This window comes from Planotetraspora silvatica, from assembly GCF_016863315.1.
Taxonomy (GTDB): Bacteria; Actinomycetota; Actinomycetes; order Streptosporangiales; family Streptosporangiaceae; genus Planotetraspora; species Planotetraspora silvatica.
Genome location: NZ_BOOQ01000023.1, coordinates 145,174 through 167,692 on the forward strand (window position 1 = coordinate 145,174; position 22,519 = coordinate 167,692).

General features: G+C 71.1%; 12 protein-coding genes. 11 read left to right on the forward strand and 1 reads right to left on the reverse strand.

Annotated features, from left to right (window positions below; translation table 11 throughout):
* Positions 1 to 56 precede the first annotated feature (56 nt).
* The 10 genes from Psi02_RS17790 (at position 57) to Psi02_RS17835 (ending at position 19,809) form a co-directional block, all read left to right on the forward strand.
* Positions 57 to 1,613, forward strand: coding sequence for a succinic semialdehyde dehydrogenase (locus Psi02_RS17790; RefSeq protein ID WP_203975423.1), 1,557 nt, complete (start codon positions 57 to 59; stop codon positions 1,611 to 1,613).
* 7 nt (positions 1,614 to 1,620) lie between these two features.
* Positions 1,621 to 3,291 carry an FAD-dependent oxidoreductase gene (locus Psi02_RS17795; RefSeq protein ID WP_203975425.1) on the forward strand — a complete coding sequence of 557 codons (1,671 nt, stop codon included), beginning with the start codon at positions 1,621 to 1,623 and terminating at the stop codon, positions 3,289 to 3,291.
* Between the two features lie 123 nt (positions 3,292 to 3,414).
* Positions 3,415 to 4,977: a glutamine-hydrolyzing GMP synthase gene (guaA, locus tag Psi02_RS17800; RefSeq protein WP_203975427.1), complete on the forward strand. Its 1,563-nt coding sequence runs from the start codon at positions 3,415 to 3,417 to the stop codon at positions 4,975 to 4,977.
* A 507-nt stretch (positions 4,978 to 5,484) separates the two neighbouring features.
* Entirely contained in the window at positions 5,485 to 6,690 is a 1,206-nt protein-coding gene (locus tag Psi02_RS17805) for an acyltransferase family protein (RefSeq protein ID WP_239094963.1), read from the forward strand.
* 171 nt (positions 6,691 to 6,861) lie between these two features.
* On the forward strand, positions 6,862 to 8,802 hold the full coding sequence (locus Psi02_RS17810) for a glycosyltransferase family 2 protein (RefSeq protein WP_203975431.1): 1,941 nt from the start codon (positions 6,862 to 6,864) through the stop codon (positions 8,800 to 8,802).
* An 11-nt stretch (positions 8,803 to 8,813) separates the two neighbouring features.
* Entirely contained in the window at positions 8,814 to 10,169 is a 1,356-nt protein-coding gene (locus Psi02_RS17815; protein WP_203975432.1) for a glycosyltransferase family A protein, read from the forward strand.
* Positions 10,170 to 10,252: 83 nt separating this feature from the next.
* Entirely contained in the window at positions 10,253 to 11,722 is a 1,470-nt protein-coding gene (locus tag Psi02_RS17820) for a glycosyltransferase family 2 protein (protein ID WP_203975434.1), read from the forward strand.
* Positions 11,723 to 11,773: 51 nt separating this feature from the next.
* Positions 11,774 to 15,127 carry a bifunctional glycosyltransferase/CDP-glycerol:glycerophosphate glycerophosphotransferase gene (locus Psi02_RS17825; RefSeq protein ID WP_203975436.1) on the forward strand — a complete coding sequence of 1,118 codons (3,354 nt, stop codon included), beginning with the start codon at positions 11,774 to 11,776 and terminating at the stop codon, positions 15,125 to 15,127.
* 21 nt (positions 15,128 to 15,148) lie between these two features.
* Positions 15,149 to 18,259: a bifunctional glycosyltransferase/CDP-glycerol:glycerophosphate glycerophosphotransferase gene (locus tag Psi02_RS17830; RefSeq protein WP_203975438.1), complete on the forward strand. Its 3,111-nt coding sequence runs from the start codon at positions 15,149 to 15,151 to the stop codon at positions 18,257 to 18,259.
* Positions 18,256 to 19,809 (forward strand): glycosyltransferase family 39 protein, encoded by a 1,554-nt coding sequence (locus Psi02_RS17835; RefSeq protein WP_203975440.1) that lies wholly within the window; start codon positions 18,256 to 18,258, stop codon positions 19,807 to 19,809. The genes Psi02_RS17830 and Psi02_RS17835 overlap by 4 nt, the downstream gene beginning before the upstream one ends.
* Here Psi02_RS17835 and Psi02_RS17840 read toward each other — a convergent pair.
* Positions 19,776 to 21,356 carry a stealth family protein gene (locus tag Psi02_RS17840; protein WP_203975442.1) on the reverse strand — a complete coding sequence of 527 codons (1,581 nt, stop codon included), beginning with the start codon at positions 21,354 to 21,356 and terminating at the stop codon, positions 19,776 to 19,778. The two genes, Psi02_RS17835 and Psi02_RS17840, sit on opposite strands and share 34 nt — an antisense overlap.
* Positions 21,357 to 21,516: 160 nt before the next feature.
* On the opposite strand from Psi02_RS17840, the gene Psi02_RS17845 reads away from it, so the two are divergent.
* Complete coding sequence (locus Psi02_RS17845) at positions 21,517 to 22,404, forward strand: CDP-alcohol phosphatidyltransferase family protein (RefSeq protein ID WP_203975444.1); 888 nt, start codon at positions 21,517 to 21,519, stop codon at positions 22,402 to 22,404.
* The last annotated feature ends 115 nt before the right edge of the window (positions 22,405 to 22,519 follow it).

The window sequence follows — 22,519 nt, forward strand, 5'->3', positions numbered from 1 at the left end:
GAAGGTTGCTTTACCAACCAGTAGCTTTAGTGAGGTCCCCGGAATATTCTTCCGCCATGGCCGCCACGATTCGGACGCTCGACAGCGCCATGGTCGATCGAGTCCTCGCGCACGTCACCTCGGAGGGCAAGACCCGGCAGATCGCCGTCCCGTTCACGGGTGAGCCCCTCGCCGACATCCCGATCTCCTCGGCCGACGATGTCAGGACCGCGTACGCCAAGGCCAGAGCCGCACAGGAGGCGTGGGCCGCGCTGCCCGCCCGGGAGCGGACCAGGCCGTTCCTGCGCCTGCACGACGCGATGATCGACCGTCGCGACGAGATCCTCGACATCGTCCAGACGGAGACGGGGAAGGCCAGGCGGCACGCGTTCGAAGAGGTCCTCGACGTGGCCGGCTGCAGCCTCTACTTTGCCAGGCGCGCGCCGGGGCTGCTGGAACCGCAGCGCCGCCGGGGCATCTTCCCGGTCGCCACCCGGGTGACCGAGCTTCGCCACCCCAAGGGCGCCGTGGCCGTGATCAGCCCGTGGAACTACCCCCTGTCCCTGGGGGTGACCGACGTGGTCCCCGCGCTGATCGCGGGCAACGCCGTCGTCCACAAGCCCGACACGCAGACCGCGCTTTCCACCCTCTGGACGATCGACCTCCTCGTGGAACTCGGCATGCCGCGTGACATCTGGCAGGTCGTGCTGGGCGACCCCGAGGACGTCGGCGGGCCGCTGATCGACGGCGCCGACTACGTGGCGTTCACCGGATCGACCAGGGGCGGCAGGAAGATCGCCGCCGAGGCCGCCGGCCGGCTCATCGGCTGCTCATTGGAACTGGGCGGCAAGAACCCGATGATCGTGCTCGACGACGCCGACCTCGATCTGGCCGCGCAGGGCGCCATCCGGGCGTGCTTCACCAACGCCGGCCAGTTGTGCATCTCGATCGAGCGGCTCTACGTGCAGGAATCGGTCGCCGACGCGTTCCGGGACAAGTTCGTCCGGGCGGTGGAGAACATGAAGATCGCCGCGGGGTTCGACTGGGACACCCAGATGGGGTCCCTGACGCACCGGCGGCAACTCGACGCGGTGACCGACCATGTGGCGGACGCCGTCGCCAAGGGCGCGAAGGTGCTGACCGGAGGCCGCGCGCGGCCCGATCTCGGGCCGCTGTTCTACGAGCCGACGGTCGTCGAGGGCGTCACCGAGGACATGGACCTGTGCCGCGACGAGACCTTCGGCCCGGTCGTCGCCCTCTACCGGTTCTCCGCCGAGGACGAGGCCGTCGCTCTCGCGAACGACACTCCGTACGGGCTGAACGCCTCGGTCTGGACGCGCGACCTCGGGCGGGCCCGCCGGATCGCCGCCCGAGTCAAGGCGGGCACCGTCAACGTCAACGAGGGGTACGGCTCGGCCTACGCGTCCTACGACGCCCCGATGGGCGGCATGAAGGCCTCCGGCCTCGGCCGCCGCCACGGAAGCGAGGGCCTGCTCAAGTACACCGAGGTCCAGACCGTCGCCAGCCAGGCGTCGTGGCTCGGCTTCGAGCCGATGCTCGGCCTGTCGTACGACACCTACGCCGACACCCTCGCCGGCGTCCTCAAGACGATGAAGCGGCTCCACCTCAAATAGGACTGCCATGGACTACGACGTCGTCGTCATCGGGTCGGGATTCGGCGGGAGCGTGACGGCCCTCCGCCTGACGGAGAAGGGCTATTCGGTCGGCGTCCTGGAGGCCGGCAGGCGATTCGAGGACGGCACGCTCCCCAAGACGTCCTGGCGGGCCAGGGACTTCCTGTGGGCTCCGCGGCTCGGTCTCAAGGGCATCCAGCGGATCCACCTGCTGCGTGGCGGAAGCGGCGTCATGGTCCTGGCGGGAGCGGGGGTGGGCGGCGGCTCGCTCGTGTACGCGAACACCCTCTACGAGCCCCTGGACCCCTTCTTCGACGACCCCCAGTGGAGCCGCATCACGGACTGGAAGAGCGAACTCGCCCCCTACTACGACCAGGCCAAGCGGATGCTGGGGGTGATGCGGAACCCGACCGTGACGCCCGCCGACGAGGTCATGCGGAAGGTGGCCGAGCGGATGGGGGTCGGCGACACCTTCCACCTCGCTCCCGTGGGGGTGTTCTTCGGCGCTCCCGGCATCGAGGTCGATGATCCGTACTTCGGCGGGGCCGGCCCGCGGCGGCGGGGATGCCTGGAGTGCGGCGAGTGCATGACGGGCTGCCGCCATGGCGCGAAGAACACGCTGGTCAAGAATTACCTCCACCTCGCGGAGACCGCGGGGGCGACGGTCCACCCGGAGACGACCGTCAGGAGCGTGCGCCCGGTCGACGGCGGATACGAGGTCACGGCCAGGAGGACCGGTTCCCTGGGCGGGACCCGCGTCTTCACCGCGCGGCAGGTCGTCTTCGCCGCCGGCACGTACGGCACGCAGCGACTGCTGCACCACCTGAGGGCGACGACCCTGCCCGGGCTCTCCGCGCGGCTCGGCGTCCTGACCCGGACGAACTCCGAGGCCCTGCTCGGATTCGAGCGGCTGACGGTCAAGGGGGACAAGCTCAACCGGGGGGTGGCGATCACCTCGTCGATCCACCCCGACGCCGAGACGCACATCGAGCCCGTCCGGTACGGCGACGGCTCCAACGCGATGGGCATGCTCCGCACGCTGCTCGTGGACGGCGGGGGCAGGACCCCACGCTGGCTCAAATTCCTCGGCGCGGCCCTCCGGCGGCCCCATCTGGTGCTCCGGCTGTTCAATCACCGGAGATGGTCGGAGCGGGCCGTCATCGCCCTCGTCATGCAGGCCAAGAACAACTCGGTCACGGTCTCCCTCCAGGGGCGCGGCCTGCGGGCCGATCCCGGCTACGGCGAGCCCAATCCCACCTGGATCCCCGCGGGGCACCGGGCCGCGCGGCTGGCCGCTGAGGAGATCGGCGGCATGCCGGGCGGTTCCTGGCTGGACCTGTTCGACATCCCGGCCACGGCGCACTTCCTCGGCGGCTGCGCGATCGGCGACTCCCCGGAGAGCGGTGTGATCGACGCCTACCACCGGGTCTACGGGTACGAGGGCCTGCACATCGTCGACGGGTCGGCGATCTCCGCCAACCTGGGCGTCAACCCCTCGCTCACCATCACGGCCCAGGCGGAGCGGGCCATGGCGCTGTGGCCGAACAAGGGCGAGCCCGACCCTCGCCCGGCCGTCGGATCCGCCTACGCGAGGGTCTCGCCGGTCGCGCCGCTCCATCCGGTCGTGCCTGCGGCCGCGCCGGGAGCACTCCGGCTGCCGATCGTGGAGATCACCTAGTCCTGGCGGCCTCTCAGGAGGCCCGGGCGACGACGTCCTCGATGGCGGCGTGGTCGGGTGGGGAAGCGTCGGGGCTGGTCGGGGAAACCGCGCCGATAGACTGGCGACACCGCTCGTTTCCTTTTGGGGGTCCTTCCGGTGTCTGAGTTCGACACGGTCCTGGTGGTCGACTTCGGCGCGCAGTACGCGCAGCTGATCGCTCGCCGGGTGCGTGAATGCCACGTCTACTCCGAGATCGTCCCGTCGACGATGCCGGTGGCGGAGATGCTGGCCAGGAAGCCCAAGGCGATCATCCTGTCGGGCGGCCCCTCGTCCGTGTACGCCGAGGGCGCCCCGCCGGTCCCTGACGGCCTGTTCACGACGGGCGTGCCCACCTTCGGCATCTGCTACGGCTTCCAGGCGATGGCGCAGGCGCTGGGCGGGACCGTGAACAGGACGGGCGTCGCGGAGTTCGGCGGCACCTCGTTGCAGGTGCTCGGCGAGGGCGTGCTGTTCGCCGGGCTGCCGTCCACGCAGTCGGTCTGGATGTCCCACGGCGACTCCGTGGCCGGAGCCCCGGCCGGGTTCGCCGTCACCGCGTCCACCGAGGCCACGCCGGTCGCCGCGATCGAGAACCCCGACCAGGGCCTGTACGGCGTGCAGTTCCATCCCGAGGTCCTCCACACCGCCCACGGGCAGACGGTCCTCAAGCACTTCCTCGAGGCGGCCGGGTGCCGTCCGTCGTGGACCATGCTCAACATCGTCGAGGACGCGGTCGCGGCGGTGCGCGAGCAGGTCGGCGACGGCAGGGCGATCTGCGCGCTGTCGGGCGGCGTGGACTCCGCCGTGGCGGCCGCCATCGTCCAGCGGGCCATCGGCGATCGCCTCACCTGCGTCTTCGTCGACCACGGCCTGCTCCGCAAGGGTGAGGCCGAGCAGGTCGAGCGTGACTTCGTGGCCTCGACCGGGGTGAAGCTCCGGGTGGTGGACGCCGCCGAGAGGTTCCTGAAGGCTCTGTCCGGGGTGGTCGACCCCGAGGAGAAGCGCAAGATCATCGGCCGGGAGTTCATCCGCGTCTTCGAGGACGAGCAGCGGGCCATCCTCGCGGACGGCCCGGCGGACTTCCTGGTCCAGGGCACGCTCTACCCCGACGTCGTCGAGTCCGGCGGCGGCACCGGCACCGCGAACATCAAGTCCCACCACAATGTGGGCGGGCTTCCCGACGATCTGCGGTTCCAGCTGGTCGAGCCGTTGCGGACGCTGTTCAAGGACGAGGTCAGGCGGGCCGGCGAGGAGTTGGGCCTTCCCTCGGCGATGGTCTGGCGGCAGCCGTTCCCCGGCCCGGGGCTGGGCATCCGGATCATCGGCGAGGTGACCGCCGAGCGGCTCGACATCCTGCGCGAGGCCGACGCCATCGCGCGCGAGGAGCTGTCCCGGGCGGGGCTCGACCGCGACATCTGGCAGTGCCCGGTCGTCCTGCTGGCCGACGTCCGCTCGGTCGGCGTCCAGGGCGACGGCCGCACGTACGGCCACCCGGTGGTCCTGCGGCCCGTCACCTCGGAGGACGCGATGACGGCCGACTGGGCCCGCGTGCCGTACGACGTGCTGTCCCGCATCTCGACCCGGATCACCAACGAGGTCCGCGAGATCAACCGGGTGGTCGTCGACGTCACCAGCAAGCCCCCCGGCACCATCGAGTGGGAATAACCCCCACCCACCCACCCCTCCCGCGTGATCATGCACATGTTCGCGGAAATGCCCCCTGACCTGCCCATGCCTCCGTCGTGATCATGCACAGGTTCGGCGGCATCCCCTGTGACCTGCCGCTTCCCGGTTCGTGATCATGCACGAATTCGTGGATGTGGTGTCTGGGCTGCGACCTCCCATTTGGTGATCATGCACGGATTCGGCAGTGTCACGTCTGGCCTGGGGTCACGTGTTTCGTGATCATGCACAGGTCCGTCGGCATCGGCCCATCGGCAACCGGCTTGCTCCTTATCGCATGCGACGACGGCTGTCACAAATTGCATGATCACGCCAAGGGGGGAGGGGGTGGGTGCGGGCGGGTGGCGGGAGGGGCCGGCTGTCACAAATTGCATGATCACGCGAATGGGGGGATCGCGTGAATGGGGTGAAATGCATGATCGTGGCAGAGGGGAGTGAAAAAGCCGTACATATGGGTGTGGGTCAGGCGTCAGCGGTAAGTTGAGGTTGGTGATTGCCACACAGGTCGCCATCGCGCCCGCACGTACGCAGGCCGCCCGCCTCGCCTGGCTGGACGCGTTACGCGGGATCGGTGCGATGGCCGTGGTGGCCGAGCACATGCTCCCCTGGCTCATGCCCGCGCTCCGGCCGTACTGGTTCAACCTCGGCATGTACGGCGTGCTGGTGTTCTTCCTGGTCAGCGGGTACATCATCCCGGCGTCCCTGGAACACAGGGGAGACGTCAGGTCCTTCTGGATCAGCCGGATCTTCCGCCTCTACCCGCTCTATCTGCTGGTCATCGGGCTCGTCCTCGTCATGGCGATCTGGGTGCCGGTGCGCATGGAGGTCCCCCGCCATGCGTCATCCGTCGCGGCCCATCTGTCGATGCTGCTCGACGTCGTCCACATGGGCGGGTTGGCCGATCCGATGTGGACCCTGTCGTACGAGATGGTGTTCTACCTGATCGTCACCGCGCTCTTCGTCGGCGGCGTGCACAGGCGCAGTGGCCTGCTGGCCATCGCGTTCGGTGGTGCGGCGGTCGCCGCGGGCCTGGTGTTGTCCGCGCCGCTGCTGCCGGGCGAATGGCCGGCCATCGTGACGTGCGTGATCTTTCTCGCCGGTCTCGTCTGCCTGATCTCGGGCCGGTTCCGGACGACCGCCGCCTACTCCCTGGGCCTGATGGCGCTCGTGCTGCTCATGTTCGGCAGCTACGTGCCCTGGTTCGGCGCGGCGATCCTCGCGGTGATGTTCACCGGGACGGCCATCCAGCGCTGGGAGGCGGGCACGGGCGGGCTGACACCGGTCGTGGTGTCGGCGGCCCTGGTGGCCGCCTCTCCCGTGTGGTCGATCCAGGCGGGCTGGTGGTGGGTCCAGCCGGACGTGTGGATCACGACGATGGTGCTCGCGGGCGGCACGTTCGCCCTCGGGATGGCGTTGCGGAGCCGCCCCATCCCCGGCGTGCTGACGTGGATCGGCCTGATCAGCTACTCGATCTACCTGCTGCACCACCCCCTGCTGCGGGGGCTGAACTCCATGATGGGCGACCTCCGAGGCCTGCCGGCCGCGCTTTCGTCGGCCATCAGCCTGGGGTATCTGATCGTGCTCCTCACCTTGAGTTGGCTGACGTACCGCTTCGTTGAAGCCCCGGCGCAACGGCTCGGCAAGCGGATCAGCCGTTCGCTGAGATCTCCGCAGGAGGCGTCCTCCCAGGGGTGACCACGGAGGAGCCGTAAAGCCTCGGGCCGTAGACGACCGTTGACGGCCGTAAACGTTCGGCCAAGGACGAGCACATGCCGGCCGCTCCGCCGCCCGTTTCGCGATGCTGTCCCGGTCGCCGCCGTGAGAACCGGCGACCCGGAGCAGGGCGATTCGAGGGAGGAGGCCGGGGTGGTCCGTTCCGCCTCCCGCGCGCCGCGGACATGGGGAACGAGCGCCGGTTTCGGCCACTGCCCGGAGTCGCTCCGGCGGGTCGTCGACGGCTTCAGCGGCCCGTGGCACGCCCTCAACGCGGCCGGCGCGCCGCGAGAGCCGTACGACTGCGTGGTCGTCGCCGTCCGGACACTCAGCGACCTGCGCAGGGTCGTTCCGATGCACAGGCTTCTCCCCAGCGCCGGACGGGTTCGCGTCGCACTGGCCGAGGTGCCCCCATGGGCCACGGGGCCGATGCCCGCCCCCGGGCAGTCGGACGCCTGGCGGCACCTCGCCGACCTGCGGATCACTCGTACGGCCACGGGCTGGCACCTCGACGCGTCGTTCACCGAACCCGTCGCGGCCGGCGAGGTGGTCACCTCAGTGGCGCGCGGCCTTCTCGGGACGGGCCGTCACATGAGCCAGCCGGTGATCGGACTCGCGGGCGATCACGCCGACGAGTGGCGGCCCGGCGACGCCAACGCGACGCCCGCGGAGCTCACCCTCCCACCGCCGGAGCGCCGTGACGCCCCCGGCTGCGACCTGCTCCTCCGCCTCGACCGAGACCGAGACCGAGATCGAGACCGAGATCGAGACCGAGACCGAGACGAAGTGCGCGCCGGTGGTGCCCACATCGACCTCGGATCCGGGCGTGACCACGCCGACCCCGGCCCGTTGCCGCCGGTCGACGAGGCCGTGATCAATCCCATCGGCTTCAAGCGGCACCCCACGGGGCCCCTCGCGGTGCTCGGCCCGGACTTCGCCGTCACCAGCGGCTCCGACGTGCTCGTACGGCTCGGGCCGCGTGGAGAGCTGACGGACGTCGAGGTGGCCCGCCTCAGGAACGTCAGGGGCGTGGTGATCCCGTCCTCCGAGGGGGCAGGGCCCGCCACGATCAGGATGGCCAGCGGGTCCGCGCCCGGACTCGCCCCCGGACCCGTCGCCGAGGCCGCGGTCGGAACCGTCGCCAGGATCGTCGCCGGGCTCGCCGCCGCCGGGGTGCCGGTGATCACGCGGCCCGACGCGGCTCGCGACGCCGTCCTCGGGCCCGAACTGGCCGAGGCGGTCGCCGCGGTGGGTGAGGAGGACCTCGCGTCCGACCTCCGCCGTGAGGAGACCGCGATCCGGTTACGCGGGATCGCGCTACGCAACCACGGCGCGGTCGCCCGATGGCGAGCCATCGCCTCATCGGCCGGTCTGCCCGTGCCGCCAGAGCCGATGGTGTCGGTCCTGCTGTGCACCCGCAGGCCGGAGATGATCCCCTTCGCGGTCCAGCAGATGGAACGCCAGCGCGGGGTGCGGTTGGAGCTCATCGTGGGGCTCCACGGGCTGCCGGCCGGCTCGGTGCCCGCCACGGACCTGCCGGTCACGGTGGTCGAGGCCTCCGGCGGCCTGCCCTTCGGGGCGCTGCTCAACCGGATGGCGGCCGCGGCCTCGGGGACGTTCCTCGCCAAGGTCGACGACGACGACTGGTATGGGCCCGACCACCTCGCCGACCTCCTGCTCGCCCGGCTCTACTCCGGTGCGGACCTGGTCGGTGCCGCCCCGGAATTCGTCTACCTGGAGCCCGTCGACGTGACGATCAGACGGCGCGTCGGCTCGGAGCGGTTCGCCCCTTTCGTGGCCGGAGGGACCATGCTGATCACCCGGGCGATGTTCGACGCGGTCGGCGGATTCCGGCCCATCCCGCGAACCGTCGACGGGCAGTTGCTCGAAGCCGTGCAGGCCGCCGGTGGCCGGATCTACCGCACCCACGGCTTCAACTACGTCCTGCGCCGCAGGAACGCGCGTGAGCACACCTGGCAGCCGCCCGTTCAGTCGTTCCTCACGTCCTACGAGGAGCAGTGGCGCGGCCTGGTCTTCAACTCCCTGATGGAGGATGCCCCGGCGTCCTCCCCGGCGTACGGCAGGCGGAAGTGAGTCAGCCAGCGATGAGGTACGCGCCGCGCCCCCGGATCCCGCTCAACGACTACGGCGTGCTCGGCGACCCGCCGGAGCCGGGCACGTGGACCCCCACCCTGCCGGTCAGCGTGATCGTCTCCGCGCGCGGCCACGCGCGGAGCCTGCGGCTGACGCTGGCCGGTCTCGCGGCCCAGAGCTATCCCGCTCACCTGCTGGAGGTCATCGTCGTCGACGCCGGTGACGGACCACCGGTCGTGCTTCCCGACCGCGTGCCCGAGCGCACCCGGGTGATCCGGCCGGAACCGGGAACGTCGAGGACGCCCGATGCGGGAGCCGCGGTCGCCGACGGTCATGTCGTCCACCTGCTCGACGCCGACCTGGTTCTCCCGCCGGAGCACATCGAGGCGCACATGCGCTGGCACCATCTCGCGGACCACCTCGTCGTGCTGAGCCGCCCGCGGCACGCGCCCGGCATCGAGGGGAAGCGAACGGAGAGACGGCCGGACAGGACGTCGGACCTGCGGGCGGCGGGGCCGAAGGCGTTCACCGCCATGGTGGGCGTCCCCGCCTCCGTCCCGGCGGATCTGCTGCGCGCGAGCGGCGGATGGCAGCCGTCGGGGGAGTACACGGAGCTGGGATACCGGCTCGCCCAGGCCGGGGCCGTCTTCTTGGCCGAACGGCACGCGCGGAGCGTCCGCATCGGTACCGCCGCCGAGCCGGACCGGTCGTACCTGGCCGAGCATGTGCCGACGCTGCGCCGGCTGAGAAGGCAGCCGCGGCGGACCCACCTGGTGCCGTACGTCGAGGCCGTCGTGCCCGTGGGCGACGCGGCCGCCGAGGACGTCCGCGCCACGGTCGACGGCCTGCTCGCGAGTGACCTGCACGACATCGTGGTGATCGTGGCAGGCCCGCCGCCCGGCGACGGCGCACAGGCGATCCAAGAGGCCTACGCGGGACGGAGCCGGGTGGTTTTCGCGGGGGACGCCCCCGGTCCGGCGTCCCAGAGCGTCCCGTTCCGTTTCCACTGCCCGCCGGGGTGGGTGCCTTCGCCGCAGACCCTGGGATCGATCGTGGCGTTCGCCGACCGCAAGGCCCTCGGCGTCCTGTCACTGGCGCTCGACGAGCGGGAGGGCGTCGTCAGCGCTCGGCTGGAGCGCACGGCCGCCATGAACAGGGCCCGGCTACTCGCGCGGCCGGGGGAGGACCTGGACGACCTGGTCCATGAGACGTTCGGGACGCTCTGGGAGGCCGGTGAGACCTGGGGGATCGCCGCCGCCTCGGCCCCGCGCCCGGAGACGAGCCGGCCCGAGCAGCCGAGGGAGGCGGCACGGCGGAGCCGTAACCCCCTGCGACGCGTGCTCGTCGGGCTTCTGACGCGCACGTGAAGAGCTGGTAAAGCAAAACGGCCGTCACTATTCGTGACGCTAGCCTTACAGTTCGCTGTCGCATGCGACACCCGGGGGGAAGAATGGCAAAGCCTGAGGTGAGCGTGATCCTGCCGATGCGGGACGCGGGCGGATGGCTGCGGGACGCTCTCGACTCCATCGACGCCCAGAGGTTCCGTCACCGTGTCGAGGTGATCCTCGTTGAGGAGGGCTCCGGCGGAGAATCCGCCGGCGAGGTCCGAGTGCTCGGCAAGCCCATGCGCCGTGCCGAGACGGTCGCCGCCGCCGTGGCCGGCGCACAGGGGCGTCATCTCGCCTTCCTCGACACCGGCGACGTCTATGTGCCCGGAGGGCTGGACGGCCTGATGGAGCTGGCCGCGCGGCATGACGCCGACGTGGTGGTCGGTGACATGACCGGCACGACTCCCGGGTGCGCATGGCGCAAGGAGCTCGTGCTCGGGGAGCGGGTCATCGGCTCCGTCGCCGAGGCGCCGGACATCGTCTGCGGCGGCCCGGCCTCGAACAAGCTCTTCGCACGTGAGCTGGTGGCGACCACACGGGCGGATCTGTCCAGCGGGGTCGCGGCTCTGCTCGCGCTCATGCTCGACGCGCGCCGCCTGGTGCTGAGCGATCAGGTCTGCTGCCGGTCGGCCCGCGAACAGGGCGCACCTCAAGGGGAAGGCGACGGGGTCATGGCCCTCCTCGCGGAAGCCGAGGAGGTCGCCGGTCACTGCGAGGGCCGCCCGCCCGCGGTGCGGAGGGCGCTCATGCGCTGGGTGGGCGCAACGCAGCTCCGTCACGCCGAGACCGCGGCGGCCTCTCTCGACGACGCCGGGCTCGCCGACTTCGCCCACCGGACGTCGATCATGTTCAAGGAGATCTCCCCTCCGGTGATGACCGAGATCCTCACGGAGGTCCTGGCCCGGCGCGGCGCCCGTCTGGACGACGGGCTGCGCGCGATCGGGACCTGCACGGGAGAGCCGGAGACGATCAGGCGGCCGGTGTCCCGGGGGCGGCTTCGCGTGCTCGCGGGCCGCGTCTACCTGGACCTGCCCGATCTCGAGACGTTCGGCGACCTGCTCAGGGTCCAGCCGCTCACCGCCGTCGTCTGCAGGCTGCGCGCGGCCGGCCACGCCACCCTGCTCCGCGTGGGTGGACAGGTCCTCGCACCCGGGTTCCTCGCGACGCAGGGAGAGGTGCGCTCCGACCTGCTGCTCGAGGTGGGCGACGCCGTCTGCCGCAGGGACGTGCAGGTCACCCGGGCCAAGCCCGGGTTCTTCTCCTGGTCCTGCGATCTGCCCCAGCGCGCCCTGCCGTACGGCGAGGCGGGACTGCGGCTCGTCGCCCGCGACCGGTTCGGAGCCGAGACCGCGCTGCCGCTCAGCGTCATCCGGGACGACCGCGCGGTGGCCGACTTCGACGGGCGCCGCGTCAGGTTGCGCGCCACCACCGAAGGGGCGGGGCTCGTCACCACCAGGACGGGGCCGCTGCGCTGTGCCGTGGCGAGGGCGCGGGTCCTCGGGGCGGCGATGCGGGGGACCGTCCACCGCTGATCGACGCGCCGGCAGACCGCCATCCGACGGACGAGTTCTAAGGATTCACCTGTGCCTCGTATCAGCGTCATCGTCCCGATCTACGACGTGGAGCTCTATCTTCCCGCCTGCCTGGAGTCGGTGTCGGCGCAGACCTGGGAGGACATCGAGGTCCTCATGGTCGACGACGGGTCCCCCGATTCCAGCGCGGAGATCGCGCGGGGGTTCGCGGAACGGGACGGGCGGTTCCGGCTGATCCACCAGGGCAACCTCGGGCTGGGCGCGGCGCGGGACACGGGAGTGCGCCACGCGACCGGCGACTTCCTCGCCTTCCTCGACGGCGACGACCTGCTCCCGCCGTATGCGCTCGAGTACATGCTGGCGAGCCTGCTGGAGTCCGGTTCCGATCTGGCCACGGGCAACGTCGGCAGGTACGACGGGCGACGGGTTCGGCAGTCGGCGATGCACCGGGTCGTCTTCTCCGGCCCGGCGGCCACCACGCATGTGACGCGGACCGGTGTCCTGATGAGGGATCGGCAGGTCACCAACAAGTTGTGGCGCCGGTCGTTCTGGGACGCCCACGGGTTCAGCTTTCCTCGCGGCGTGTTGTACGAGGACATGCTCGTGGCGTTGCGGGGCCACGTGCTGGCGGGCTCCGTCGACGTGCTGCCGGCCCAGGTGTACCTGTGGCGCGAGCGCACCGCGGGGAGCCGGTCGATCACTCAGGACAAGACCCGCGTACGGCATCTCGACGACCGCTTCTCCGCTGTGCGTTCGGTGCGGGAGTTCCTCGTGGCCGAGGGCCTCGCGGCTCACCTCCCCGCCTGGGACCACGCCGTCCTCGACAGCGACCTGACGAACTTCCTCGACGTCCTCGACGAGGCGCCGGAGGACTACCGCAGGCGCTTTCTCGAGCTCGCCGGCGGCTATCTGGACGGCGTCTCGCCCGCGGTGTTCGACGGGTTGCCCGCCATCAGGCGGCTGGAATGGCATCTCGTCCGGCACAGGCGGCCGGCGGACCTGCTCGAGGTCGTCACCTGGGACCGCCGGGCGGCGTCGGGCGACAGGCTGGTGAGACGGCTCGGGCGGTCCTACCTGGCCACTCCGTTGCTGGAACGGCTGCCCGCCGCGCTCTCGCGCGTCGGCGACACCCTCCACCACCGGATCGACGAGATCGGCTGGCGGGACGGCAGGCTGATCGTGGAGGGACGGACGACGCCGCGGCATCTGCGGCCGACCCGGCGGTTCCACCAGCAGGTCTTCGCGTCGCTCGTCCAGGAGGGGACGGGACGGCGTGTCCGCGTCGGCGCGTCGGTCAGGCGCGCGAAGGTCTCCCGGGGTGGGCACGACGACCGCGAGGACTGGGGCGGGTTCCGCCTGACCATCGATCCGAGGCGTCTCGGCACCGCCGACGAGGGACTGTGGCACGTCGAGATGCGGCTGATCCACCGGGGCACGCTCGTGCGGGGGCCGCTGGCGGATCCGGGAGCCGGTCGGCCGGCGCAGGTGGGCGCCCGGCCTCTCGGGCGGGATCGGTATGTCGTGCCGCTGCTCACGGAGGCAGGGCTCCTGACCCTGCGGATCGAGAGTGAGCGGGCGCGGGTCGTCAGGCAGAGCCTGTGGGGCGGCCGGTTGCGCCTGGAGGGCAAGGTCGTGACGGCCCCGGGCCTCGGCCCGGAGCCGGTGCTCCGGGTGACGCGCAGGCCCGGTGGCGTGCCGCTGCTCTACCCGATCAGGACCGACGGCCGCGTGTTCACGGCAGACGTCGACCTGCGTGACGTCCTTCCGGCGCGTGGAGCGGCGGTCACCGAGAGGGGGCTGCCGGACCCGCCCGCCGAATGGCGGGTCGAGGTGCGATCGGCCGACGGCGTGGTGACACCGGTGACCTTCGCCGAGGACCTGCCCGAGGGGAGGCACGGCCTCGCCGGACGGGAGATCGTCGTGTTCCGCGACCCCAGCGGTGGTCTCGTGTTGCGGGACCAGCCCGCCGCCGCGTTCGTGGACCTGGCGGAGTGGCTGCCGGGCGGCGAACTGCTGATCGAGGGCGGCTTCGCCGAGCCGTACGAGACGGACGCCCTGGTGATCCGTTCGCGTGACGGCAGAGTCGAGCGGACGGCGCCGATCGAGGGGACGGGCGCCCGGTTCCGGGCGCGGCTCACGCCGGAGGCCGTCGGCTCTCCGCTGGGCCGGCTTCCGCTGCCGCGCGGCCGGTACGGCCTGGCCGTCAGGGTCCAGGGCTCGGACCGGGAGTTGCCGGTCGAGTTCAGGCCCGACTTCGCGCTGGTTCACGAGACGGCCCGTCGCACCTTCACCCTCGACGGGGGCGCGACCGGGCACGCGGTCCTCGTCGTGAGTGGCGACCTGTCGGGCGACGAGAGGGGCGTGCGGGCCCAGCGGGCGCTGCGCAAGGAGGCCTATCCGGCGCTGCGCGACAAGCCGCTGTGGCCCGCGGTCCTTTTCGACTGCGACGACGGCACGGCGTTCTCCGACAGCCCTCGCGCCATCTACCAGGAGCTCGCCCGGCGGGACACGGACCTCACCGTCCTGTGGAACGTGCACGACGGGCAGGTGGCCCTGCCGGGCGACGTGGAGGCGGTGCGCACACACGGCCGGGAGTACTACGAGGCGCTCGCCCGCTGCCGTTACGTCGTCACCAACGACCATCTGCCGCCGTGGTTCGAGCGACGGGCCGGTCAGACCGTCCTGCAGACCTGGCACGGATCCCCGCTGGAGAAGGTCGGCCACGACGAGGCCGCACGGCACGGACGGCTGTCCAGGCAGGTCGGGCAGTGGAGTCACCTGCTCTCGGCCGGACCCTGGTGGACGTCACTGCTGCGGGAGGCCTTCGGATTCCACGGGGAGATCGTGGAGGCGGGCCTGCCGCGCAACGACGTCCTGCGGGCCCCCGGCCACGAGGCGGTGGCCGCGCGTGTCCGGAGGAGGCTCGGAGTCCCGGACGGATGGCGGCTCGTGCTGTACGCCCCTGAGGGGGAGGAGACGCTCGACCTCGAACGGGTCGTGGCCGCGCTCCGTGACGACCGCGTGCTGCTGGCCCGGCGCGCGGACGCGGGGCGGCCGGCTCCCGCCGGCGTCCTCGACGTGTCGGCGTTTCCGGACGGGCACGAGCTCTATCTCGCCGCCGACGCGCTGGTCACGGACTGTTCCAGGGTGATGTTCGACTTCGCCGTGACGGGCCGTCCGATCCTCTTCCACGTCGACGTTCCGCGCACCGGCCTCTACCTCGACTTCCAGGCCGAGGCGCCGGGCCCGTTGCTGCGCGGCGCCGACGAGGTCGCCGAGGCGATCCGGAACCTCGGCGAGGTCGCGGAGAAATACGCGGGCCTGGGCGACGCATTCGTCGCGCGGTACTGCCCGCTGGACGACGGCCGGGCCGCCGCCCGGGTGGCCGACCGGCTGTTCGCCTGACGAGCCGACGGGATCGAAACGATGGACCATGCACCCGCGTGCCGGCCGCTGCCTGCCCGCGTGCCCCCCGTGCTGTCGGTGATCGTGCCCGTCCTGGGCGGGGAGGAGCACCTCGAGGAGTGCCTCGACTCGCTCAGGGAGCAGACCCTCACGGGGATCGAGATCGTCCTCGCCGGTCCTGCGGCGGGAGCCGTACGGGATCGGTGGTCGTCCGTCGTCGTGCCGGAGGGCCGCGACGCGGGCACGGCGCGGAACGCCGGAGCGGAGCGGGCGACGGGGGCCTACCTGGCCTTCGCCGGCGTCGATTCCGTCGTGCCCGCCGGGGCCTACCGGACGCTCGTGGGGAGTCTCGAGGCCACCGGATCGGATCTGGCCTGTGGCAGGTCCGCTCCGCTGCCCGAGGGACGGACGCCGGCCGTCGAGGAATGCGCCTGGCTCGCCGCCGAGGGGACCGGCGGCGCCGATGTCCCGCGCACGCACGTCACGAGGCTTCCCCGGCTGATCCATGACCGATCGGTGGCGAACAAGGTCTTCCGCCGCGCGTTCTGGGACGAACACCGATTCCGGTTCCCCGACGGCATGCCCGTGGACTTCCCGGTCGCCGTGCCCGCGCACGTGCTGTCCCGGTCGACGGACGTGCTGGGCGACGTCGTACGGCTGTGCCGCGCGGCGGACGACGAACCCGTCGACCCCGTACGGCGGCTGGCGGCCATGGTGGAGATCTCCGCGCTCCTGGATCGGCGCGATCCCCGGCTGAGACGACGCTGGGACAGGGAGGTGGAGGAGGCCCTCACCGAGGTCCTCGACGCCGCCGTCGTCCAGAGGGACCTCGGCGGGTTGTGGACCCTCGCTCCCGCCCTCGTGGAGGCGCACCCGCACGCCGCCGACGGTCTCACCGCGCTCAGGCGCCTCGTGTTCTTCCTGCTCACGCGGGGCATGGCGAAGGAGCTGTCGGAGGTCCAGCGATTCGCCGCAGAGCAGATCATGGACCGCGGCGTCGTCAGGCGGGGCCTGTTACGGCCCCGCTGGTTCCTCGACTACCCCTTCCTGTACGACGACAGGATCCCTGACGAGGTCCACTCGGCGGAGCACGACTTCGAGCTCCACGCCAGGGTCGACGACGTGCGAACCGGTGGCGACGGCGTGGTGCGGGTCGAGGGGCACGCCTACATCGCCCATCTCGGCAGCCGGCGCAGCCACGTGGAGCTCTGGCTCCAGCGTGGGGACGAGCGGATCGGGCTGCCGGTCAGGCGGGTCCCGCGACCGGACGTGACCGCGGACTCCCGGCAGTCCGCCGCCTGCCATGACAGGTCGGGCTTCGCGACCGAGGTGGCCGTGCATGTCCTTCCTCCCGGCCGATGGACGCTGCACGTGCTCGTCTCCGCCCGCGGGGTGACCCGCTCCGGCAGTGCCGCAGGCGGCCGATACGCGGGCGAGCGGACGTTCCGGACCGGCGGAGTGCGGGTGACCCTCACCCGGGAGGACGGGCTGATCCTCAGGGCGGCCGCTCAGCCGGCTCCCGCACCGTACGTGGGGGATCAGGTGACCGTGGTCGAGTGGACCGGCGCGCACGAGCTGGTCCTGTCCGGAACGGGGGGTGGCGACGGTGACTGCGACGGCGACGGCGACGGCGACCGGATCGTGACGACCTGCGGGCCGGAACGCCACGAGTGGCCACTGCGCCGCGACGGCGACCGCTGGACGGCGACGATCGGCAGGACGTCCGGGGGACTGCCCCTGCGCAGCGGGACATGGCGGGTGTCGACCGGTGGACGGCGCCTGAGGCTGACCCCGGATCTGGTGGCGGAACTGCCGGGGCCGCACACGACCCCACTCCACGAGATCTCCTTCAGGACCAACCTGGCCAGGGAGCTCAGCCTGGCTGTCAGGCCCGCGCTGGGGCCCGGCGAGCGCGGCCGTTACGCGACCCTGCGGCGGCGCGGGCGCGGCGTGTTCCGCGACGGCGCGTTTCACCGCGGCGCGTCTGACGGCGGGACGTCCTACGGCGGCGCGTTCAACGGGGGCCTTCTCAGGGGCGGCCTTCTCGGCGGTGTCCTCGTCCGCGACGGCCGCCGGCTCGGGGACGCCGCGCTGTTCGACAGCTACGGGGGCGGCCAGTACTCCTGCAACCCGAGGGCGATCTCCGAGGAGCTCGCGCGCCGCAGCCCCGGCACGGAGCTGATCTGGGTCACCCGGGACGGGCAGTTCACCGCGCCTGCGGGCGTCCGCACGGTCCTGTACGGCTCCCGCGAACACGAGCACGCCCTGCGCACCAGCCGTTTCGTCGTGGCCAACAGGAGGACCCAGCCCAGCTGGTACCGCAAGCGTCCGGGCCAGTTGTTCGTGCAGACCTGGCACGGCACACCGCTCAAACGCCTGGGCCGTGACATCGGCGCCATGCCGTACGCGCAGCGGGATCTGGACGGCGATCTGGAGCGCTACGCCGCGATGTGGGACGTGCTGGTCTCGCCCAACCCGTTCTCCACGCCGATCCTGCGAAGCGCCTTCGGCTACCGGGGGGAGGTGGTGAACTCGGGTTACCCCCGCAACGACGTGCTCTTCCGCCAGGGCCACGGCCCGCGTGTGCGCCGCCTCCTCAACATCCCCGAGGAGAAGCGGATCGTCCTCTACGCGCCCACGTGGCGGGACGGCGAACCGGCGGGGGAGGGTGACCTCCGGCTGCGGCTCGACGTCGATCGCGCCATGGCGGCTCTGGGCGAGGACCACGTGCTGCTGGTGCGGGCGCACTACCTGGTGGCCGACCGGATGACCGTCCCACCCGGCGCCATCGATGTCTCGAGATTTCCGGATATGGCCGACCTGCTGGCCGCCGCGGACGTGCTCGTCACCGACTACTCGTCGGCCATGTTCGACTTCGCCTGCACGGGCAGGCCGATGGTGTTCTTCACCTACGACCTCGAGCGCTACCGCGACGAGGTGCGCGGGTTCTACTTCGACTTCGAGGCCGACGCCCCCGGGCCGATCGTCCGTACATCCGACGAGGTCATCCAAGCCCTGAAATATGGCGACCCATCGTCCTACAAGGTCAGATACGACGATTTCCGATTTGCCTTCTGCCCGTGGGACGACGGCCACGCCTCCGAACGAGTGGTCTCCAGGATGCTGACATGAACCTCGTCCTCCCCCGGGTGGCGCGCCTGTCCGTCCCCCGCCCGGGCGCCTGCGTCGCCGTACCGGCCGTGCTGGCGCTCGTCGCCGGGCTGTGGGACCTGGGCGGACCGCCTGTCTGGCGGGACGAGGCGGCGACGGTCAGCGCGGTGACCAGGACGCCGTCCCAGCTCGCGCACCTGTTGAGCGGCGTCGACGCGGTGCACGGCCTCTACTACGCGATCATGCACGTCGTCGCCGTGGTGTTCGGGACCGGCGAGCTGGCGCTGCGCCTGCCCTCCGTGCTGGCCGGAGTGCTCGCCGCCGCGGGCGTGGGGGCGCTCGGGCGGGCGCTCGGCGACCCGCGAGCCGGTCTGTACGGCGGGGCCCTGATGGCCATGACGCCGGTCTTCTCCCGTTATGTGCAGGAGGCCAGGCCGTACCCGATGACGATGGCGGCGACGGTCGGCGTGACCCTGCTGCTCCTGCGTGCGGTCCGGGAACCGTCGAGGATGGCCTTCCTCCTGTACGGCACGGCCCTCGCGATCCTGGCCTTCCTGAACCTGTTCGCGCTCCTCGTGGTGGGAGCCCACGGCGTCTACGTCGCCTGGTCGCGGGGGCCCCTGGGGAGATGGGCCGCGGCCGCCCTCCTGGCCCTGGCCGCGACGGTTCCACTCGCGTTGCTCGCATCCGAGCAGAGCGCCCAGATCGGCTGGATCTCCGCACCTGACGCGGGAGACGTAGGGATGCTCGCCGTCCAGCTCTTCGGGGATCTCGGCGCGCTGACCCCCGCGTGGGCGGGAGTCGCCCCCCTGGCCTGGGGTCTCGCGATCTTCGGACTCACCCGCCAGGTCCGGCGGACCAGACGGGCCCGCCACGGCGTGGCGACCCGCGCGCGGTCGACCGAGCTGACCCGGCTGGCGTTGCCCTGGCTGCTGATCCCGCCGCTCGTGTTGTTCGCCGCCTCGTGGGCGGCGCATCCGGTCTACGTCTTCCGGTACGTCTTCTCCAGCGTGCCCGCCGCCGCGCTCCTCGCCGGAGCGGGGCTGGCCGCGCTTCCCTGGAAGGCCGCCGTCGCGCTCGTCTGCGTGGCGTTCGGGTTGTCGGTCCCGGGGCAGATCGCGACGCGCGGGGCCGACGGCAGGCAGGACGACCCCGAGCCCATCGCGGCGGTGCTCGCGTCCACGGCGCGGCCGGGAGACGGGGTGATGTTCGTCCCCGGCAAGGTCAGGAAGTACGAGCTCGTGTACCCGGATGTCTTCGCGCGCCTGGACGACGTCGCCCTGTCCAGGTCGCCGCGCCGAGACGGCACCTTCGCCGGCCGCCACGTCGGGCGCCTGGCGCTGGCCGACCGTCTCACCGCCATCCCCACCGTCTGGGTGGTCGGTCACACCGGGAAGACCCGGAACTGGCAGATCGACATCCTGAACGGCTCCTACACGCCGACGGGCCGGTGGGCATCACGCGGGTTCTTCGTCGTGCGCTATGAACGGCGGCCCGATGTGGCCTCCGCGGCTCCGGCGGGAGTCCGAACGGAGGCTCAGGCGAGCTCGAAGGGCGTGGGCATCGGGTAGTAGGCCTCGAGGAACCGGCCCAGGAGCGCGTCCTGCTCCGGGGTGGTCGGCGCGGTGTCGTTCAGGCAGAAGGCGTCGTGCTTGCGCCGGGCCAGCATGCGGCGCAGCTTGGCCGGGGTCTTGCGGAGCGACAGGTCCACGTAGGTGTATTCCACGGTGCCGGGCACCGCCCTGCCGTTCAGGTAGCCGTAGTAGTGCGCCAGCGAGGACGTGACCGAGATGTCGGAGGTCCTCCTGAACTTGCTGCACGCCGTCGCCTCGAACTCGTCGCTGAACCGCTCCTCGAGCTCGAACATGGCCGTGCGGCGCAGGGCGTAGGGCACGTGCTTGAGCTTGCGCGTCAGCGTCCGCCCGTAGATGTCCTCCAGCATGCGCCGGTTGTTGATGCCGGCCGCGTGCACCGGAGACTCCTCGCCCTCGGGCTCGCCGAACGGCACGTGCGCCAGGCTGGGGAAGAAGTGGGTGATCCCGTTTCCCTCGAAGAACATCCGCGGCGCGAGCGGCCGGCCCAGGAAGAAGTCGTCGTTCAGGTAGAGGAAGTGCTCGGCCAGCCCGTCGATGTGGTGCAGCTGGGTCTCGATCGCGTGCGAGTTGAAGACCGGCAGCACCGAAGGATCGTTGAAGATCTCCTTGTGTTCCACCACCCGGATCCTGGGATGCGACGTGTCGAGCCAGGGCGGCGTCTGCCCGTCGGTCACGATCCACACGCGGTTGATCCACGGCGCATAGGTGAGCAACGAGCGCAGCGAGTAGCGCAACTCGTCCCTGCTGGTGAAACGGGCCTCGGTCGTGGCCATCTCGCTGAGGGCGCCGGACGGGCCGCCGTCGGATCCTTCGGCGAGGGCCTGGTCCCTGCGTGATCGCCACGCGGGATCCGAGCCGTCGACCCAGGTGTAGACCGCGTCGATCGGGAAGTCGATGTCGTCGACCAGGCGCCGGGTGAACTCCCGCCGCGTCCGGTAGGTCCGCACACCCTGCCCGGCGGACACGAGCGGGTTGAACAGCTCCTCGCCGCCCTCGACGATCTCGCCCTTGGCCGGCACCACCGCGCACGCGGGGTTCGCCCTCGGCGCGACGAGCAGGTTCTTCTGCTTGGCCCAGAACTCCAGGTCGCAGCCGTGCTCCGGCCCGAGCGTCAACGTCCGTGACGGGCTGGCGAACAACATGCCCACCCGTATGGCCCACGCGTCGTTCAGCATCGCCGCCGCCCGCTTCAGCGGTCGCAGCCGGCCGATCTCATCGGGTGCCAGGCCCCTGGCGTGCTTGCCGTACGGCAGGCGCGCGGCGAGCAGCGGCCTGCCGCTCGAGGCGAGGGCGGTGAGCGCCCGCTTGCGGTCACGCTGCGAGACGGCGACGACCGGCGGGTGGCCAGGCATGGGACGGACGCAGAAGTAGGGCACCTTGGCGGCGGAAAGCAGCGTGCAAACGATGTCCAAGGTTTCCCGCTGCGCCTGAAGCGGACTGGCGTCCTCGCGGATCAGAGCCGACCGCGGTGTGGTCTCCCACGATGGCAGCCGCTCCTGCAGCTGCCGATACAACGTAATCACCGGCATGATCTCCCCCCGGACACGGACTGTAACCGACGGCCATCCGCGTTGGCGGACGGTTTACCCAGGTCGGGGGAACAGTCAAGAAGTGGCAATGAGATGCCCTACCTGTTCTCGAAGTGCGGGCTACTCACTACTCACTGTAGTCATTCTTACCTGCATGGGGCGCTACACGCTGGACGACATACTCGCAACTCGTAAGTCGAGGGACGCATGGTGGACCGTTTTCATGGTCGACCCGATCGCTTGCAGGATCGCGCTGCTCGTCGCGAACCACACCTCGCTCACGCCTAACGCGCTCACGGCGCTGTCGATGTTCATCGGCTTCGGTTCCGTGGCCGCGTTCGGCATGGGCGAGCTGGTTCTCGGAGCGGTGCTGTTCTACCTGAGCTTCCTGGTCGACTGCATGGACGGGAAGATCGCCCGTCTGAAGGGAACCGGCACGCCGTTCGGCCTCTGGCTCGACTTCGTCGGCGATCGGATCAGGTTCGCCTGCTGTGCCTTCGGGCTCGGCGTCGGCGAGTACTCACGCACGGGGGACCACGCCTTCCTGGTCGCGGGCGTGGGCGTGGTTCTCCTCGATTTCTTCCGCTACATCAACGGGCCGCAGCTCAAGAAGGTCAAGGACGCCACTCGCGCACTGGCCAAGGCGAGGACTCAGACGCAGGTCGTCTTCGTCGAGGACGTGATCAAGGCTCGGCCGGAGCTGGACGCGACCACGGCGGTCCGGGAGGTCGAGGAGAGTCAAACCGAAGGCCAGGCGGTCGTCGACCTGCAGAAGGCCTTCCATGCCCGTTTCCCCTGGTACGACCGTTTCCGTCTCGCACTTGTCAAGTACCGCGTGCGCACACATTTCTTCAGCGGGATCGAGTTCGAGGCGGCCGTGTTCGTCGTCGCCCCGCTGCTCGGCTCCTGGGCGTTCGTGCCCACGTCGATCGGTGCGAGCGCGCTGCTGCTGGCGTTCGAGATCAGCCTCATCTACCGCGTCTGGCTGGCCTCGCGCCAGGTACCGAAGCGCGTGCAGGAGAAGGCCAAGATCCTCGTCTGACCCGCCGATCGATACACCGCGTGCCGGAGCCTCACACCCGGCACACGAGCGGCAGGCCGCCTCCACGGGGGCGGCGGCCCGCCATCACGCCTTTTAACTCACATCACGGGGGATT